15 protein-coding genes are annotated in these 17,910 nt (G+C 61.0%); 9 read left to right on the plus strand and 6 right to left on the minus strand.

Features of this window, described 5'->3' with window-relative positions:
- Positions 1-122: 122 nt before the first annotated feature.
- The 4 genes from GUC32_RS00115 to GUC32_RS00130 form a co-directional block, all read right to left on the minus strand.
- Positions 123-1,157 carry a LacI family DNA-binding transcriptional regulator gene (locus GUC32_RS00115; RefSeq protein WP_025304774.1) on the minus strand — a complete coding sequence of 345 codons (1,035 nt, stop codon included), beginning with the start codon at positions 1,155-1,157 and terminating at the stop codon, positions 123-125.
- Positions 1,158-1,281: 124 nt separating this feature from the next.
- Positions 1,282-1,944, minus strand: coding sequence for an OmpA family lipoprotein (locus GUC32_RS00120; RefSeq protein ID WP_016929583.1), 663 nt, complete (start codon positions 1,942-1,944; stop codon positions 1,282-1,284).
- A gap of 246 nt (positions 1,945-2,190) precedes the next feature.
- Positions 2,191-2,643 (minus strand): N-acetyltransferase, encoded by a 453-nt coding sequence (locus GUC32_RS00125; RefSeq protein ID WP_043140746.1) that lies wholly within the window; start codon positions 2,641-2,643, stop codon positions 2,191-2,193.
- The gene (locus GUC32_RS00130; protein WP_025304776.1) at positions 2,640-3,206 is read right to left on the minus strand and encodes a DNA-3-methyladenine glycosylase I; all 567 of its coding nucleotides are present in this window, start codon (positions 3,204-3,206) and stop codon (positions 2,640-2,642) included. Before GUC32_RS00130 ends, GUC32_RS00125 begins: the two co-directional genes overlap by 4 nt.
- A 196-nt stretch (positions 3,207-3,402) precedes the next feature.
- Here GUC32_RS00130 and GUC32_RS00135 point away from each other — a divergent pair, with 196 nt between their 5' ends.
- From GUC32_RS00135 to GUC32_RS00165, 7 genes are all read left to right on the plus strand, one after another.
- Positions 3,403-5,391: an autotransporter outer membrane beta-barrel domain-containing protein gene (locus GUC32_RS00135; protein WP_193402763.1), complete on the plus strand. Its 1,989-nt coding sequence runs from the start codon at positions 3,403-3,405 to the stop codon at positions 5,389-5,391.
- 731 nt (positions 5,392-6,122) lie between these two features.
- Positions 6,123-7,040: a glycine--tRNA ligase subunit alpha gene (gene glyQ / locus GUC32_RS00140; RefSeq protein ID WP_043140757.1), complete on the plus strand. Its 918-nt coding sequence runs from the start codon at positions 6,123-6,125 to the stop codon at positions 7,038-7,040.
- A 9-nt stretch (positions 7,041-7,049) separates the two neighbouring features.
- Positions 7,050-9,119, plus strand: coding sequence for a glycine--tRNA ligase subunit beta (gene glyS / locus GUC32_RS00145; protein ID WP_049207117.1), 2,070 nt, complete (start codon positions 7,050-7,052; stop codon positions 9,117-9,119).
- Positions 9,120-9,438: 319 nt separating this feature from the next.
- The gene (locus GUC32_RS00150) at positions 9,439-10,158 is read left to right on the plus strand and encodes a DUF3053 domain-containing protein (protein ID WP_025304780.1); all 720 of its coding nucleotides are present in this window, start codon (positions 9,439-9,441) and stop codon (positions 10,156-10,158) included.
- Positions 10,159-10,697: 539 nt separating this feature from the next.
- A complete protein-coding gene (locus GUC32_RS00155) occupies positions 10,698-12,617 on the plus strand; it encodes a PTS mannitol transporter subunit IICBA (RefSeq protein ID WP_025304781.1) in 1,920 nt (639 codons plus the stop codon).
- A gap of 58 nt (positions 12,618-12,675) precedes the next feature.
- Positions 12,676-13,821 (plus strand): mannitol-1-phosphate 5-dehydrogenase, encoded by a 1,146-nt coding sequence (locus tag GUC32_RS00160; protein WP_049209024.1) that lies wholly within the window; start codon positions 12,676-12,678, stop codon positions 13,819-13,821.
- A 94-nt stretch (positions 13,822-13,915) separates the two neighbouring features.
- Positions 13,916-14,467, plus strand: a complete 552-nt coding sequence (locus GUC32_RS00165) for an MltR family transcriptional regulator (RefSeq protein WP_016929575.1) — start codon at positions 13,916-13,918, stop codon at positions 14,465-14,467.
- Here GUC32_RS00165 and GUC32_RS00170 read toward each other — a convergent pair.
- The gene (locus GUC32_RS00170; RefSeq protein WP_025304783.1) at positions 14,464-15,072 is read right to left on the minus strand and encodes a LysE family translocator; all 609 of its coding nucleotides are present in this window, start codon (positions 15,070-15,072) and stop codon (positions 14,464-14,466) included. The genes GUC32_RS00165 and GUC32_RS00170 overlap by 4 nt on opposite strands.
- Before the next feature lie 142 nt (positions 15,073-15,214).
- On the opposite strand from GUC32_RS00170, the gene GUC32_RS00175 reads away from it, so the two are divergent.
- Together GUC32_RS00175 and GUC32_RS00180 are read left to right on the plus strand one after the other, a co-directional pair.
- Positions 15,215-16,681 carry a PLP-dependent aminotransferase family protein gene (locus tag GUC32_RS00175; RefSeq protein WP_025304784.1) on the plus strand — a complete coding sequence of 489 codons (1,467 nt, stop codon included), beginning with the start codon at positions 15,215-15,217 and terminating at the stop codon, positions 16,679-16,681.
- Positions 16,682-16,754: 73 nt separating this feature from the next.
- On the plus strand, positions 16,755-17,117 hold the full coding sequence (locus GUC32_RS00180) for a YibL family ribosome-associated protein (protein WP_025304785.1): 363 nt from the start codon (positions 16,755-16,757) through the stop codon (positions 17,115-17,117).
- Positions 17,118-17,128: 11 nt separating this feature from the next.
- On the opposite strand, the gene GUC32_RS00185 is transcribed toward GUC32_RS00180, so the two are convergent.
- Complete coding sequence (locus GUC32_RS00185) at positions 17,129-17,908, minus strand: class I SAM-dependent methyltransferase (protein ID WP_043140768.1); 780 nt, start codon at positions 17,906-17,908, stop codon at positions 17,129-17,131.
- Between the last annotated feature and the right edge of the window lie 2 nt (positions 17,909-17,910).

Consider the following 17,910-nt stretch of genomic DNA (forward strand, 5'->3'; position numbering starts at 1 on the left):
AAATGGAACCGGTTCCAGCGAAAAGCGACAGAGTGTAAAAATATGATCGCAATCACGAAGCTGAGCAAAAAACAGCCGATTCAGATAGAGGCGGGGCGGTCAACGGCCCCGGAGAAGGTGGATTAGCGGGTGGTGGAGCCGCGGACGATCAGCTCGCCGGAGAACATCTGCTCACCGCTGGGGGTGGCCAGGCCCTGAATGCGCTGCACCAGCCGCTCCAGCGCCGCGTGTCCCATTTGGTAGGTAGGTTGTTTCAGCGTGGTGATGCCGACGCCCGCCAGCTCCGCCCACTCCAGCTCGTCAAAGCCCAGCAGGCCGATGTCGTTGCCCCACTGGATGCCGAGCCGACGCATGGCGCGCGCCACCTGCAGCGTCAGGGCGCCGTTGGCGGAGATCACCGCTTTGCGCATGCCGCGATGGCGGCCGCTGAAATCGCTCAGCACTTGCTCCAGCTTCTGCCGATCGTTGAGCGGCGTTTCGGCCTGCTCCGCCAACAGCGCGGGGTGCTGCGCCATGGTATGTCTGAAAGCGTGCAGGCGTTCGAGACGGGTATTGACCGTACCGAGCGGCTCGCTGAGGAACAGGATCGCTTCGAAACCTTGTTGCAGCAGGTGTTCGGTGGCGACGGTGGCGGCTTCGCGGTTGTTCAGGCCCACCACGTCGCAGGCGAAGTCGGGGATTTTTCGGTCGATCAGCACCATCGGCAGCATCGACTGTTGCAGCGTGGATAATGCTTCCTCGCGCATGCCGACCGCGTTGACCACGATGCCTTCTACCCGGTAACTGCTGAGCAGCTGCAGGTAGTGCTGTTCCTGATTGACTTCGTTGTTGGTGTTACACACCAGCAGGGTAAAACCGTGTTGACGGCAGGCGGCCTCGATGCCGCGCATCACGTCCACCGAATAGGGGTTGGTGATATCGGCGAGGATCAGGCCGATCAGGCGGGTCTGGCCGCCCTTCAGGCTGCGCGCCATCTGGCTTGGCCGGTAGTCGAGCTGCTGGATAGCCTGTTCGATGCGCTGTTTGAGATCGTCGGAAAGCAGGTGCTGTTCACCATTCAGATAGCGCGATACGCTGGTCTTGCCGGTTTTGGCGATGCTGGCCACATCGCTGATGGTGGCGCGTCCTGAGGTGCGCGTTGCCTTGCCTGTGCTCACAGCCGATCCCTCCTGCGGTTAATTGCCAAGGAGACTACCATACCCGATGTGCGAGCGGGAATATTGAAGGATAAGGAGAAAGTCGGGAGGAAGCGGCGGGGCACCGGTGGCGCCCCGCACGGGATTACTGCAGCGGGCTGAGGGTGATCTCGACGCGGCGGTTTTGCGCCTTGCCTTCCGCGGTGCTGTTGGAGGCGATCGGGTTGTCCGGGCCGGCACCGGTGGTGCGGATACGGTTCGCCGCCACGCCCTGGGTGATCAGCGCGCTGGCTACGCCGTCGGCGCGCTGCTGCGACAGGTTCATGTTGAGCGAGCGGGAGCCGGTGCTGTCGGTGTAGCCGACCACGTTGACCGCGGTTTTCGGATACTCTTTCAGCACCATGGCGACGCCGGTCAGGGTGTTGGCGCCCGCCGGTTTGAGCGTGGCGCTGCTGCTGTCGAAGGTCACATTATTCGGCATGTTCAGCACGATGTTGTCGCCCTGGCGGGTGACGCTGACGCCGGTACCTTTCATCTTGTCGCGCAGTTTGGCTTCCTGCACGTCCATGTAATAGCCTGCGCCGCCGCCGAGGGCTGCACCGGCCGCTGCGCCGATCAGCGCGCCCTTGCCGCGATCTTTCTTGGAAGAGGACAGCACGCCGACGCCGGCGCCCAGTGCGGCACCGAGGCCCGCGCCGATGCCGGATTTACCGACTTCGGATTCGCCGGTGTAAGGGTTGGTGGTACAGGCCGACAGCGTGAGCGCGACGCTCACTGCGCCGGCAATAATTGCAATGCGTTTTTTCATGTTCTTGTCCTTAATGGCATCAATTCTGTACGCGCCGGCCCAACACGGGGGCGCAAAAAGTAGGCGACGCAGGTGGGGCCCGCATCACCGCGCTACTATGACGCGTTGGCTCGCCGGCAGTTCCGGAGAAAAACGTGACAAATGATGAGCGCGGGTAAGTGCTGGGGGAGTTATGCGATAAAACGCCGGGCGGCGCCATGCAGCGGATTCCTAATTGCGCGCCGCCAGGGCGCGAATGCGCCTTTTTTAACCGTAACCGGTTGAATTCTCGATTGCCGGCCAGTTCATGATCAGCGTATAGGCTTGGGTTTCGTCGTTAAACAGGCGTTGCGTCACCTGAAAACCGTGCTTGTGGTAGAACGCGCAGGCTCGCAGGTTCTGCTGATACACCTCCAGGCTGAGCCGGCGGTAGCGCTGCTGCACGTGCGTCATCAGCGCCTGGGCGACGCCGCGGCCGTGATACGCCCGATCGACGAACAGCGCGCCGATGAACTGCTCGTCCAGCACGCTGATAAAGCCGACGATCTCGTCGTTATGCCAGCAGGCCCAGCTTTGCGCGCGCGGCAGGTAGTTTTCCCGCACCAGTGCGGCGCTCTCATGCCAGTATTTTTCCGCCACGAACGGATGGGCGGCGATGGTGCTGGGCAGCCACAGCGCCATCAGCCGTTCGATATCCTCCGGGCCACAGGGGCGGATCACCGTGGCTTTGGGTAGCACATGCACCCCGTGAGATGATCGTTCACCAGCCCGCTGGCCTGCATGAAGGCGTAACAGATCGTGGAGCCGATAAACTTGAAGCCGCGCTTTTTCAACGCTTTGGACATGGCGTCGGACTGCTCGGTTTTAGCCGGCACCTGGCTCAGCGCCTGCCAGCGGTTGAGCTGCGGCCGGCCGCCGACGAAGTCCCAGATGAAGGTAACGAAATTCTCGCCGGACGCCTCCATCGCCAGATAGGCTTTGGCGTTGGTGATGATGGCTTCTATCTTGCCGCGGTGGCGGATGATGCCGCTGTCCTGCAGCAGGTTTTCCACGTCCTGCTCGGTCATGGCGGCGACCCGCTGCGGATCGAAACCATGGAAAGCACGCCGGTAATTCTCGCGCTTTTTCAGGACGGTGATCCAGGAAAGGCCGGCCTGCTGCCCCTCCAGACACAGCATTTCAAACAGCTCGCGCGCGTCGGTGGTGGGCGCGCCCCATTCCTTGTCGTGATACTCGAGATACAACGGATCGGCCGTCACCCAACCGCAACGTTCGTCTGCCATCCTGACTGTCCTTATGCTGTGTTTATGAACAGTAATCATCGCTCGAAGCGCCGAACTTGGCAAGCCTCTGATTGTTTTGTCATCAGCCCGCTTGACGTGGTGAAAAAGCCGACAATAGTTACTACATGGCCGGTGGAAAACCGGCCAACGATAAAAACGACATTGCCTTCATTTGCAGGCTCTCAGGAGTCGATTCATGCCTCTAAAAATAACGTGCATGCCCCGCCCGGCGGCGCTTGCAGTGGCGTTGCTTTGCAGTATGACCCTTCCGGCTCAGGCGTACGATCAACTGTACGTCTTTGGCGATAGCCTGAGCGATACCGGCAACAACGGCCGGTTCACCTATGACGGCAGTCAGCACCTGCTGTACGACGAAGCGTTGGCGCAACGCATCGGCGCGGCGCTGGTGGCCTCGGACAACGGTGGTGAAAACTACGCCGCCGGCGGCGCCGTGGCGGTGCCGGGCCTGAACCCGGTCGACAACACCCAGGATCAGGTGCAGCACTACCTGAATCGGGTTAACGGCCAGGCCGATGGCGACGGTTTGTATATTCACTGGATCGGCGGTAACGATTTGGCGGCGGCGGCGCTGAATGCCGCTACCGCGCCCGGCGTGGCCTATAACAGTGCCGCGGCCGCCGCCGCGCAGGTGCATTCGCTGCTGAACGCCGGTGCCGGCACGGTGATCGTGCCGACGGTGCCGAACATCGGCTCCACGCCGCAGCTGATGGAACTGATCATTCAGCAGGCGCTGCCGCCGGTACAGGGGGCGGCGATCCAGGCGGCCTATGCCACGCTTAATTCGGTGGCTACCCCGGACAACGCTTCGCGCACGCAGGCGATCCACGCGGCGTTGGCCGCCGCGGCGAAGCAGGGCAGCGCCATTCCTCAGGTACAGCAGGCGATCGCCGCGCAGCTTATCGCGGCGTATGACAGCCTGAGCGCGCAGGCCGCCCAGCTGACCGATTTCTATAATCAAAGTGAAGACCGTCTGCTGGCGCAGGGCAGCGGCAATATCGTGCGGGTGGACGTCAACAAGCTGTTCGCCGAAGCGATCGCCAATCCGGCGCAGTTCGGCTTCGCCAACACGGCCGGCATGGCTTGCCCGGCGGGCGTTTCCTCGGCGGTTTGCCGTTCCGACATGCCCGGCTTCGACGCCGGCCAGTCCTATCTGTTCTCCGACCATTTCCACCCCAGCCCGCAGGCGCACCTGCTGATTGCGGATTATATTCAGGCGGTGTTGGATGGCCCGGCGCAGGTGGTGGCGCTGAATCAGGCGACGGCGGCGATGGCGCGTGACAGCCGCGCCACGCTCGACAGCCGTTTCCAGCAGCTGCGCAACGGCGACAACCCGCAGGGCTCGCTGGGCGTGTTCGGCGGCTACGCCGGCCAGCACTACGACTATGCCGATAATCGGGCGGCGGGGGACGGCAACGCCACCACCCACAACCTGACCGTCGGCGTGGACTATCAACTGACCGACAGCTGGTTGATCGGTGCGTTGATCGCCGGCTCCAACGACGATCAGCATCCTTCCAGCCGTTTTGATTACAAGGCGCGTGGGCTGCTGCTGTCAGCCTTCAGTTCGCTGGCGCTATTCGAGCAGGGCTGGGTCAACGCCGATCTGCACTATGCGACGATGGACTATGACGACATCCGCCGCAGCATGCGGCTGGGGCCGCTGACGCGTACCGAAACCGGTTCGACCACCGGCAAGCAGTGGGGGGCGCGCGTGACCGCCGGCTATGACTTCCCGATCGCCTCTTACCTGACCACCGGGCCGGTGGCGCAGTTCGCCTGGGACTACAGCCGCGTTTCCGGCTACAGCGAAGATGGCGATGACAGCACCGCCATGCGCTTCAACGATCAAACCTATCACTCGCAGATCGGCGCGCTGGGTTGGCGGCTGGATACGCAATTCGGCGTGTTTAACCCTTATGCGGAAGTGAGTTATCAGCATCAGTTCGGCGACGACGTCTACCGCGCCGGCGGCGGCCTGAAATCGACGCAAACCTCGTTTACCCGCGACAGTGCGGGCCAGGACAAAAACTGGGTGGATGTCACGCTGGGGGCCAACATGCCGTTGACGGACAGGGTATCGGCCTTCGCCACCGTTTCGCAAACCGGCGGGCTGAGCAGCGGCGAGCAGTTTATGTATAACGTCGGCGTCAGCGCGCGTTTTTGAATTGGCCATCGGCGCGCTCAAGGGCGCAGGATAGTCATAAGGTCTGATAAGGGATTTATGAGGAAGGCGGCCTGGGGTGAATTATGCGGGCCGCAATGACGTTGGCGGAAATACAAAAAAAAACTGATCCTATGAAAGGATCAGGTAGCCACTTGGCCAACACCAGGGAAAATTTTATTTATTATTGTATAACCAAAGATTAACTGTCAATTTGTTTCTGTGGCCCGTTAGCGCCGTCTTTCATCCCTGGCCGTTCCTCCCATGCCCCGACCGTCGGCACGCCGCGTGATATCGCCTTATTGTTCACGATAATAAGAAATAATCTGGCACTTGATCACATTATCTCTCGATGAGGGGAGTTTTTTAGTTGATAAAATTAACAAAAATAACATTGTCGCAACTTTATCTCGTGGCAAATATAAAGATACACGCACGGAAATCAGCCTGAATTTGACCGGCGAGGGGAGAAATAGCGTTCAGCTAATTGACTATTTAAACGGCGGTGAGTGATATTTTTGTTTAGATACTCTAATGTTTTTGCCGGGTGTGTCTTTCTGGACGGCGAGGCGACCGGCCGGCGCGTTGTCCTTCCCTCGGTGCCCGCCGCGTGAAAATCCAGCGCTTCTCACCCCGATTCGCACTTGTTGCCGGATTCTGGCTGTATATCTTACGGTCAAAGGGTATACTGGCGCATTCCATCTAAATCCACTTGTATCGCGTGCGAATTCAACATGCAAAAGTTTGATACCAAGACCTTCCAGGGCCTGATCCTGACACTGCAGGATTATTGGGCGCGCCAGGGCTGCACCATCGTTCAACCATTGGACATGGAAGTCGGCGCGGGAACCTCACACCCGATGACGTGCCTGCGCGCACTGGGGCCGGAGCCGATGGCGACCGCCTATGTGCAGCCATCCCGTCGCCCGACCGACGGCCGCTACGGCGAAAACCCGAATCGTCTGCAGCACTACTACCAGTTCCAGGTGGTGATTAAGCCATCGCCGGACAACATTCAGGAACTCTACCTGGGCTCGCTGAAAGAGCTGGGTCTGGATCCGACCATCCACGACATTCGCTTCGTGGAAGACAACTGGGAAAACCCGACGCTCGGCGCCTGGGGCCTGGGTTGGGAAGTGTGGCTGAACGGCATGGAAGTGACGCAGTTCACCTACTTCCAGCAGGTCGGCGGCCTGGAGTGCAAGCCGGTGACCGGCGAGATCACCTATGGTCTGGAGCGTCTGGCGATGTACATCCAGGGCGTGGACAGCGTATACGATCTGGTGTGGAGCAACGGCCCGCTGGGTGTCACCACCTACGGCGACGTGTTCCACCAGAACGAAGTGGAGCAATCCACCTACAACTTCGAATACGCCGACGTCGACTTCCTGTTCTCCTGCTTCGAGCAGTACGAGAAAGAAGCCCAATCGCTGCTGGCGCTGGAAAAACCGCTGCCGCTGCCGGCCTACGAACGCATCCTGAAGGCGGGCCATACCTTTAACCTGCTGGACGCGCGCAAGGCGATTTCGGTAACCGAGCGTCAACGCTACATTCTGCGCATCCGCACGCTGACCAAAGCCGTTGCCGAAGCCTACTACGCTTCCCGCGAAGCGCTGGGCTTCCCGATGTGCAACAAGAAGAACGAGAACTAAGAGGCAGCCATGACTCAACAGACTTTCCTGGTGGAAATCGGCACGGAAGAGCTGCCGCCGAAGGCGCTTCGTTCCCTGGCGGAATCTTTCGCCGCCAACTTCACCGCCGAGCTGGACAACGCCGGCCTGGAACACGGTGACGTGAGCTGGTTCGCCGCACCGCGCCGCCTGGCGCTGAAAGTGGCCAACCTGAGCGCGGCACAGGCCGATCGCGAAATTGAAAAACGCGGCCCGGCGATCGCCCAGGCGTTCGACGCCGAAGGTAAACCGAGCAAAGCGGCCGAAGGCTGGGCGCGCGGCTGCGGCATCACCGTCGATCAGGCTGAACGCCTGGTGACCGACAAGGGCGAGTGGTTGATGTACCGCGCCCACGTTAAAGGCCAGTCGGCGCAACAACTGCTGGCCGGCATGGTCAGCACCGCGCTCGGCAAGCTGCCGATCCCGAAACTGATGCGTTGGGGCGACTCCGACGTGCAGTTCGTGCGTCCGGTACATACCGTCACGATGCTGCTGGGCGCCGATCTGATCCCAGGCACCGTGCTGGGCATCGAATCCGCGCGCACCGTGCGCGGCCACCGCTTCATGGGCGAAGCCGAGTTCACCCTCGACAATGCCGACCAATACCCGCAGATCCTGCTGGAGCGCGGCAAAGTGGTCGCCGACTACGAAGCGCGTAAAGCCCTCATCAAGCGCGATGCCGAACTGGCGGCGCAGAAGATTGGCGGCAAGGCCGATCTGAGTGAAAGCCTGCTGGAAGAAGTGGCTTCGCTGGTGGAATGGCCGGTGGTGCTGACCGCCAAATTCGAAGAGAAATTCCTGGCGGTGCCGGCGGAAGCGCTGGTGTACACCATGAAGGGCGACCAGAAGTATTTCCCGGTGTACGACGCCGCGGGCAAACTGCTGCCGAACTTTATCTTCGTAGCCAACATCGAGTCGAAAGACCCGCAGCAGATCATCTCCGGTAACGAGAAGGTGGTGCGTCCGCGTCTGGCCGACGCCGAGTTCTTCTTCAACACCGACCGCAAGAAGCGTCTGGAAGACAACCTGCCGCGCCTGGAAACCGTGCTGTTCCAACAGCAGCTGGGCACCCTGCGCGACAAGACCGACCGCATTCAGGCGCTGGCGGGCTGGGTTGCCGGCCAGATCGGCGCCGACGTCAACCACGCTACTCGTGCGGGCCTGCTGTCGAAGTGCGACCTGATGACCAACATGGTGTTCGAATTCACCGACACCCAGGGCGTGATGGGCATGCACTATGCGCGCCACGACGGTGAGGCGGAAGACGTCGCCGTTGCGCTGAACGAGCAGTATCAGCCGCGCTACGCCGGCGATGCGCTGCCGCAGTCGCTGGTGGCCTGTTCCCTGGCGATCGCCGACAAGATGGACACCCTGGCCGGCATCTTCGGCATCGGTCAGCATCCGAAGGGCGATAAAGACCCGTTTGCGCTGCGCCGTGCCGCGCTGGGCGTGTTGCGTATCATCGTCGAGAAAAACCTGCCGCTGGATCTGCAGACACTGACCGAAGAGGCCGTGCGCCTGTACGGCAGCAAGCTGACCAATGCCAAGGTGGTCGACGAGGTGGTGGAATTCATGCTGGGCCGCTTCCGCGCCTGGTATCAGGAAGAAGGCCACGCGGTCGATACCATTCAGGCGGTGTTGGCGCGCCGTCCGACCAAGCCGGCCGACTTCGACGCGCGCGTCAAGGCGGTATCCCACTTCCGCACGCTGGACGAGGCGGCGGCGCTGGCTGCGGCCAACAAACGCGTCTCCAACATTCTGGCGAAGTCTACCGAAACGCTGAACGACAGCGTGCGCGCCTCGGTGCTGAAGGATGCGGCGGAGATCCAGCTGGCGACTCACCTGGTGGTGCTGCGCGACAAGCTGCAGCCGTACTTCGCGGCGGGCAACTACCAGGAAGCGCTGGTGGAACTGGCCGCGCTGCGTGAGCCGGTGGATGCGTTCTTCGACAACGTGATGGTAATGGCGGACGATGCGGAAGTGCGCGTGAATCGCCTGACGCTGCTGAGCAAGCTGCGCGAACTGTTCCTGCAGGTGGCGGATATCTCCGTACTGCAGTAAGCGATTCTCTGCTGTGAAAAGGCGCCTGCGGGCGCCTTTTTTATTTTCGTTTCCTGGGTGCGAAGGCAAGGTCGCCTGGCGACTTGGGGGGCGACTTGGGGGGCGACTTGGGGAAATTGAAGCGTCCGGTCGCCGACGGCAATGAACCTCAGTGCGTTTTGCGCACGATGTTCAACCGCCTCCGGCCGAGACAATGTTCACCGCAAACGGAATCGCGTATCGGAACGCCGCCAGTTGATCTATTCTTATAGGCGCACGGAGTGCGCAAAAAGGGGCGGAGTCCAATGAAAAAGCAGGTTTATAACAGGAGTTATGTCACATGGCGGTAGGGATCCAGAGCAGAGGTTTCGCGCGTTGGTTGGCACCGGTATTGGCATTGTTGGTGGTCATGCAATTGACCGCCTGCGGCGATAAAGAGCCGGAACAGCGCAAAGCATTTATCGATTACTTACAGAATACCGTGATGCGCAGCGGGGCGAACATCCCCACGCTGAGCGAAGACCAGAAACAGAAGTTCGGCAACTATGCCGGTGATTACGCGATTTTGGTCGGCTTTTCGCAGCAGTTGTCCAAGTCGGTCGGCGCCAGCCTGACCCCGGCGCTGGATCAGATTAACCAGATCCGCACCGCGCAGGACTACCTGAACAAACGCGACGCGCTGCAGCAATCGGTCGGGGCGTTGAACCTGCTGGGCCAGCAGATCCAGTCGGCCAAGTCGCAGGCGGATACTGCCCACGCGGCGCTGAAACAGCCTGACGATCTGAAGGCGGTGTACAACCAGGCCTATGACAAAATCGTCACCGCACCGGCCAACGCCTTGATGCCGGCGATCCCGACCACCGCCAGCTTTGTGCAGGATCTGGTGCAGGTCGGCGATTTCCTGCAGAGCCAGGGCAATCAGGTCAGCTTCAACAACAACGGCGTGCAGTTCCGCACCGCGCAGCAGGTGGCGCAGTACAACACCATGATGTCGAATCTGGTGGCCAAACAGCAGAACCTGATGAATGCGCAGAAGACCATTCAAAGCGTGACGCAATAACGCGTCCAGGCGCGAAACAGGCCGGCATTGCCGGCCTGTTTTATTTCCCCTCAGCGTTTCCAATAGCTTGCTGGTTTATTGCGCAGGCTTCTGTACTACACTTCAATTAATCCATTCATTAGGCAATGTAGTTTTCTTTCATTCATCACTTCGCTAGTTCCCGGCGGGATGAGTGCTCACAGGGAAGATCAAACAGAGCGTTGCGATCGGCGCTGCAGCTAAAAATAAATTGTGACTAATGTCACAATTCAAAAACAAAACGCCAATTTAAAAATGTGATCATAGTCACTTTATTGGGGGTTTTGTGGCGACTTTTTTCTCACTGTGCTTTTTTTACACGTCATAAATGTGATCTTTATCACTATAAATGAGGGTTTGCTGGGGTGTTGTGTGTGACTTGTATCACAAAAAATTCGTGAAGTTCGCGTGACAAAAACAGCGTGATAGAGTCCGTTTCGCATACAGCGGCAACACGGCTGGATCGTCACAACAATAATCACGCGCTCTATTGTCAGCGCGTAACAATAGGGGTGTGTTTTATGTTTTCACCAGACATCAAGGTTAAAGTGCAAAACTTTGGCCGCTTCCTGAGCAACATGGTGATGCCCAACATCGGCGCCTTTATCGCCTGGGGGATTATCACCGCGCTATTCATTCCAACCGGCTGGCTGCCGAATGAAACCTTAGCCAAGCTGGTCGGCCCGATGATCACCTACCTGCTGCCGCTGCTGATCGGTTATACCGGCGGGCGGCTGGTGGGCGGCGATCGCGGCGGCGTCGTGGGTGCCATCACCACCATGGGCGTCATCGTCGGTGCCGACATGCCGATGTTCCTCGGCTCGATGATCGCCGGCCCGCTGGGTGGCTGGGCTATCAAGCATTTCGACCGCTGGGTGGACGGCAAGATCAAAAGCGGCTTTGAAATGCTGGTGAACAACTTCTCCGCCGGCATCATCGGCATGCTGCTGGCGATCCTGGCCTTCCTGGGCATCGGGCCGCTGGTGGAGGTGCTCTCCAAGCTGCTGGCGGCGGGCGTGCACGTGATGGTGAAGAACAACCTGCTGCCACTGGCGTCCATCTTCGTTGAACCGGCGAAAATCCTGTTCCTGAACAACGCCATCAACCACGGCATCTTCTCGCCGCTGGGTATCCAGCAGGCCACGGAAGCCGGCAAGTCGGTGTTCTTCCTGATTGAAGCCAACCCAGGCCCGGGCATGGGCGTGCTGATGGCCTACATGTTCTTCGGCCGCGGCAGCGCCAAGCAATCCGCCGGCGGTGCGGCGATCATTCACTTCCTGGGCGGCATCCACGAAATCTACTTCCCTTACGTGCTGATGAATCCACGTCTGCTGCTGGCGGTGATCCTGGGCGGCATGACCGGCGTATTCACCCTGACGATGCTGAACGGCGGCCTGGTTTCTCCAGCTTCCCCGGGTTCGATCCTGGCGGTGCTGGCGATGACGCCGAAAGGCGCCTACTTCGCCAACATTGCGGCGGTGTGCGCAGCCTTTGCCGTCTCCTTCGTGGTGTCCGCTTTCCTGCTGAAAACCTCCAAAGTGAAAGAGGATGACGATCTGGAAGCCGCGACCCGCCGCATGCAAGAGATGAAATCGCAGTCCAAAGGCGGCGCAGCGGCGCCAGCGTCGGTCGACGGCGATCTGAGCACCGTGCGCAAAATCATCGTCGCCTGCGATGCGGGCATGGGTTCCAGCGCCATGGGCGCCGGGGTGTTGCGCAAGAAAGTGGCGGACGCCGGGCTGAAGAACATCTCGGTGACTAACAGCGCCATCAACAGCCTGCCGGACGATGTGGATCTGGTCATCACGCACCGCGATCTGACCGAGCGCGCGATGCGCCACGCGCCGCAGGCCCAGCACATCTCGCTGACCAACTTCCTCGACAGCAAGCTGTACAGCGATCTGGTCGACCGTTTGGTAGCGGTCAACAAAACCACCGACAACCAGCAGAAGGTGCTGGGCGCGCTGGACGACAGCTTCGAAGCCGGGGAACCGAACCTGTTCAAGCTGAGCGAAAGCAATGTGTTCCTCAACCTGCAGGCTAGCGACAAAGAGCAGGCGATCCGTTTCGCCGGCGAGCAGCTGGTGAAAGGCGGCTACGTCGAGGCGGAGTACGTGCCGGCGATGCTGGAGCGCGAAAAGCTCACCTCCACCTACCTGGGCGAGTCGATCGCCGTGCCGCACGGCACCATCGAGGCCAAAGACCGGGTGCTGCGCACCGGCGTGGTGTTCTGCCAGTACCCGCAGGGCGTGCGCTTCGGCGATGAAGAGGATGAAGTGGCTCGCCTGGTGATCGGCATCGCCGCGCGCAACAACGAGCATATTCAGGTGATCACCAGCCTGACCAACGCGCTGGATGACGAGAGCGTGATTGAGCGGCTGGCGAATACCACCAGCGTCCAGGAAGTGCTGGACCTGCTCGGCGGCAAAAAAGCTGGATAACAGAATCATTTTAAAGGGTGCAGCTTGCTGCACCCTTCGACATTAAGAAGGTAGAGTTATGAAAGCATTACATTTTGGCGCAGGGAATATCGGCCGCGGTTTTATCGGCAAGCTGCTGGCGGACGCCGGGGTTGAACTGACCTTCGCCGACGTCAATCAAACGGTGTTGGATCTGCTGAACAGCCGTAAAAGCTACGCGGTGCACGTGGTGGGCGAGCAAGAACGCGTGGAGCGCGTCAACAACGTCAGCGCCGTCAACAGCGGCAGTGAGGCGGCGGTGGCGCTGATCGCCGAAGCGGATCTGGTGACCACCGCCGTTGGCCCGCAAATTCTCGCCAAAATCGCCGGCACGATCGCCAAAGGGCTGGTGCTGCGTCATCAGCAGGGCAATGTGCAACCGCTGAACATCATCGCCTGCGAGAACATGGTGCGCGGCACCAGCCAGCTGAAACAGCATGTGTTCGCCGCGCTGCCGCAGGATGAGCAGGCATGGGCTGAGCAGCATGTCGGCTTCGTCGATTCGGCGGTCGATCGCATTGTGCCGCCGGCGGACAGCAACGACCCGTTGGAAGTGACGGTGGAAACCTTCAGCGAATGGATCGTCGATCAGACCCAGTTCAAAGGCCAGCCTCCGGCGATCGCCGGCATGGAGTTGACCGATAACCTGATGGCGTTCGTCGAGCGCAAGCTGTTCACCCTCAACACCGGTCACGCCATCACCGCCTACCTCGGCCAACAGGCCGGGCTGCAAACCATTCGCGACGCCATTCTCGACCCGGCGATCCGCCGCGTGGTGAAAGGGGCGATGGAAGAGAGCGGCGCGGTGCTGATCAAGCGCTACGGCTTCGACGCCGACAAGCACGCCGCCTACATCAACAAAATCCTCGGCCGCTTCGAAAACCCGTATCTGCACGACGACGTCGAGCGCGTGGGCCGTCAGCCGCTGCGCAAACTGAGCGCCGGCGATCGCCTGATCAAACCGCTGCTGGGCACGTTGGAATACGGCCTGCCGCATGCCAACCTGATCCAGGGCATCGCCGCCGCCATGAGCTACCGCAGCGAACAGGATCCGCAGGCGCTGGAGTTGGCGGAACTGCTGAACACGCTCGGGCCGAAAGCCGCGCTGGCGCAAATTTCCGGCCTGCCGGCGGAAAGCGAGGTTGTAGAAGAGGCCGTTGCTGTGTATAACGCCATGCACAAGTAGAATCGTGATGATGAACACCCGAGCGCAGCTTGCTGCGCTCCTGCAACCCGAGTTCGGCATCGACGGCCCTCCCCACGCCTTTCGAAAAGCGACGATGGAAGAAGCACAGGCATTTGAAAACCAGGTTCTGGAAAAGCTGAACGCGGGCAAAACGGTGCGCAGCTTCCTGATCGCAGCGGTAGAGCTGCTGGCGGAAGCGCTCAACGTGCTGGTGGTGCAGGTATTCCGCAAGGATGACTACGCGGTGAAATATGCCGTCGAACCGCTATTGTCCGGCAGCGGCCCGCTGGGGGAGCTGTCGGTGCGCCTGAAGCTGATGTACGGCCTGGGGGTGATTTCCCGCCACGAATATGAAGATGCCGAGCTGCTGATGGCGATGCGCGAAGAGCTGAACCACGACGGGTCGGAATACCGCTTCGTCGATGACGAAATTCTCGGGCCGTTCGGCGAGCTGCACTGCGTGGCCGCGCTGCCGCCGGTGCCGACCTTCCTGCAGCCGGGCGAGGCGGATGAAGCGCTGATCGCCATGCAGCGCCAGCGCTATCAGCAGATGGTGCGCTCCACCATGGTGCTGTCCATTACCGATCTGATCGCCGGCATCGGCGCCAAACAACCTTCCCGACTCTCTCCTCTCGGCCGCGGCTAAGCAAAGGCCGCGCGCCACTCGTCGAACAACAGCCATAGCGCGGTGGCGGCCATCAGTCCGGACATCACGCCGTTGAAGGCGCGCAGTTTCCAGGTCACTCGCAGCGCGTTGCGCAACCGGTCGCCCAGCACCGCCCACAGCAGCACGCACGGCAGGTTCAGCAGCGCGAAACCGGCGATGACCGACAGCGTATGGACGAAGGTGGCGCCTTCGCGCGGGGTGAACAGGATCGCCACGTTGATCACCATCAGCCAGGCTTTGGGGTTGACCGCCTGAAACAGTGCACCGTTGAGCAGGCTCATCGGCTGCGCCTGCTCTTTGGCGTCCGGCGAGGCCGCCTGAAACAGCTTCCATGACAGCCACAGCAGATAGGCGCAGCCGATCACCGCCAGCGGGAGGCGGATGACGCCGGCCCAGCTCAACGCCAGCGCCAGCAGCGGGATAATGATCGCCAGCTGTACCGCACAACCGACACAGATGCCAAACAGCATCGGCAGGGTGCGGCGCAGGCCGAAGTTGACGCCCGACGAGGCCAGCAGCAGGTTGTTGGGGCCGGGGGTGATCGACATGACGGTGACGTAGCTGACAAAGGCGGAGTCCAGCATGGCAGGTTCCTTGAAAATGACGGTGATAACGAGAGGATCAGCATAATCGCTGCAATGGGATGGTGACAGAACCACAAATCGGATATTGTCATGGTTACAGTTGTGCAAAATGTAAACTGTACCCATTACCTGGAGAGAAACTGTGACCTTGCTCGATGAAACCCCGGATACCCGCTACCTGCAGCTGGCGGATACGTTGGCCGAGGCCATTCGACGCGGCACGCTGCTGCCCGGTGACCGCTTGCCTTCGGTGCGGCGCTGTGCGCAAACGCACCGCGTCAGCATCAATACCGTGGTGTCGGCTTACCGCACGCTGGAGGATCGCGGGCTGATCGAAGCGCGACCGCAGTCGGGGTTTTATGTCCGCAGCACGCTGCCGGCGCTGAAGATGGCCTCGGCGCCCAGCGGCCGCATCGAGCCGCCGGCGGACGACGTGCTGGCGCTGATCGATACGGTATTCGCCGCCCAGCAGAATCCGGCCTTCACTAACATTGCGCTGGCCTGCCCGCAGACCAGCGACTTCTATCCCGGCGGCAAGCTGGGGCGTATGTTGTCTTCTCAGCTGCGCCGCCAGCCGGATCTGATCGGGCAGTATCCGTTGCCGCCCGGCAGCCTACGGCTGCGCCAGCAGATCGCCCGCCGCTCGATGACGCTGGGCATGTTGCTGGAGCCGGGCGACGTAGTGCTGACCCATGGCTGCATGGAGGCGCTGCAGCTGGCGCTGCGCGTCACCACCAAACCGGGTGACTGCGTCGGGCTGGAGTCGCCAACCTATTTCTATCTGCTGCCGCTGCTGGCCAGCCTGGGGCTGAAAGCGCTGGAAATCCCCACCGATCCGCAGCTGGGGCTGTCGCTGGACGCGCTCGAGTTGCTATTGAACGAGAAGCGGCTGAACGCGGTGATCGCCATGCCGACGGTGCAAAACCCGCTGGGTTGCACCATGCCGCTGGCGGCGAAAAAGCGGCTGGCGCGGCTGATGAACGATCATCAGGTGCCGTTGATTGAAGACGGGCTGTATGCCGAGATCCAGTTCGGCGGCGCGCTGTCGCCGGCGGTGAAGGCGTTCGATCGCGACGGCTGGGTGCTGTTTTGCTCCAGCTTCACCAAAACGCTGGCGCCGGATTTTCGCGTCGGCTGGATCTGCGGCGGCCGTTTTCACGAGGCGTTGCGCAAGCTGAAGGCGGTGTCGTCGATGTCCGAGTCGCAGCTGCTGTCGGAAACGCTGGCGACCTTCCTGGAGAGCGGAGGCTACGATCACCATTTGCGCAACCTGCGCAAGCGCTATGCGGCGCAGGTCGACGAGGCGCGGGCGCTGATCGCCCGGCATTTCCCACGCGGCACGCTGGCCACGCAGCCGGCGGGCGGCTTCGTGTTCTGGGTCGAATTCCCTCCCGGCGTGGACAGCGTGGCGCTGTTCCACCAGCTGTTGGAGGAGCAGATCTGTTTGACGCCGGGCACCCTGTATTCCCCCAGCGGGCGCTACCGCAATGCGCTGCGGCTCTCCTGCTGCTACCCGTTCAACGCGCGCTACACCCAGGCGTTGGCCCGGCTCGGCGCCAAGGCCTGCGAGATGAGCGGCCTGCCGCCCGGTATTGCGCAGGACGGGTAACGGCGCGCGCCTTTTGCTACAATGCCGGTATCATTGATTAGCGTGCCATTTTGGGCACAACGGGCCAGAGACCATGAAAGAGAAAGAAAAGGCAGAGATCAAGCGCCTGAGCGACCTGCTGGACGCCTTGAACCACAAAGACGCCACCGTGATCCAACAGGGCAACCCTGAGTTGATCGCGCAGCACACCAAAGAAAAAGAGAAACTGGCGACGGAGATCGAGCGCCTGAAAGACGTGCGTGGCGAGAAGCTGAGCGCCGAAGCGCAGAAGCTGAGCAAGCTGCCGTTCAGCCGCGAGATCACCAAGAAAGAGCAAGCCGATATGGGCGCGCTGAAGAAAAGCGCGCGCGGGCTGATTGTGGTGCACCCGATGACCGCGCTGGGCCGCGAGATGGGCCTGAAAGCGGTCACCGGTTACGCCAAGAAAGCGTTCTGAACCCCCGGGCGTCAGACCTTGGTGGTGAAATACGCCTTGGTCTGATAGGGCACGGTGACCGTGTCCTGGCCCTGCAACTCCTCTTCTTCCGCCACCAGCTGGCGCAACCGATCGATAACCTGCTCCTGTTGCGCCTGTGGCAGTGCGGCGATAAAGCTGGTTGAACGTACCCGGTTGTAGATCACGTCCTCCACCGCGCCGCGGTGGCCCAGCATAAAGACCTGCTCCTGCAGCGGTTCAAAGCCTTTGAACGGGAAGAATTTGCGCCATTCGCCGGTATAGAAACGCGGCGCATCCCCTTCGTGGCTGTCGACGATCTGATTCAGTTTACGCACCCAACCGACGCGCGCATCGCGCATGTTCCACACCAGACCGAGTTTGCCGCCGGGCTTGAGAATACGCTGGATTTCCGCCAGCGCCTGCGGCGTGGCGAACCAGTGGAAGGACTGGGCGCACACCACGGCATCGACCGACTCGTCCGGTAGCGGGATCGCGTCGGCGGTGCCCGCCAGCGTTTTCACCTGCGGCAGCGCCGCCGACAATTTTTCCAGCATTTGCGGCACCGGTTCGACGGCGATCACCTGCGCGCCGGTTTCCAGCAGGCGCGGAGTGAACTTGCCGGTACCGGCGCCGAGATCGATGACCGTCATGCCGGCGTGCAGGCCGATAGACTCACGCAGCCAGGCGGCGATTTCCGGCGGGTAATCCGGCCGGCCTTTCACATAGCGATCGGCGTTGGCCTGATAGCCCTCGGCGGCGGCGTGATGAATCGAATGGGTCGGGGTGGTCATAT

It is taken from the genome of Serratia sp. NGAS9 (assembly GCF_009905295.1).
Lineage (GTDB): Bacteria > Pseudomonadota > Gammaproteobacteria > Enterobacterales > Enterobacteriaceae > Serratia > Serratia bockelmannii.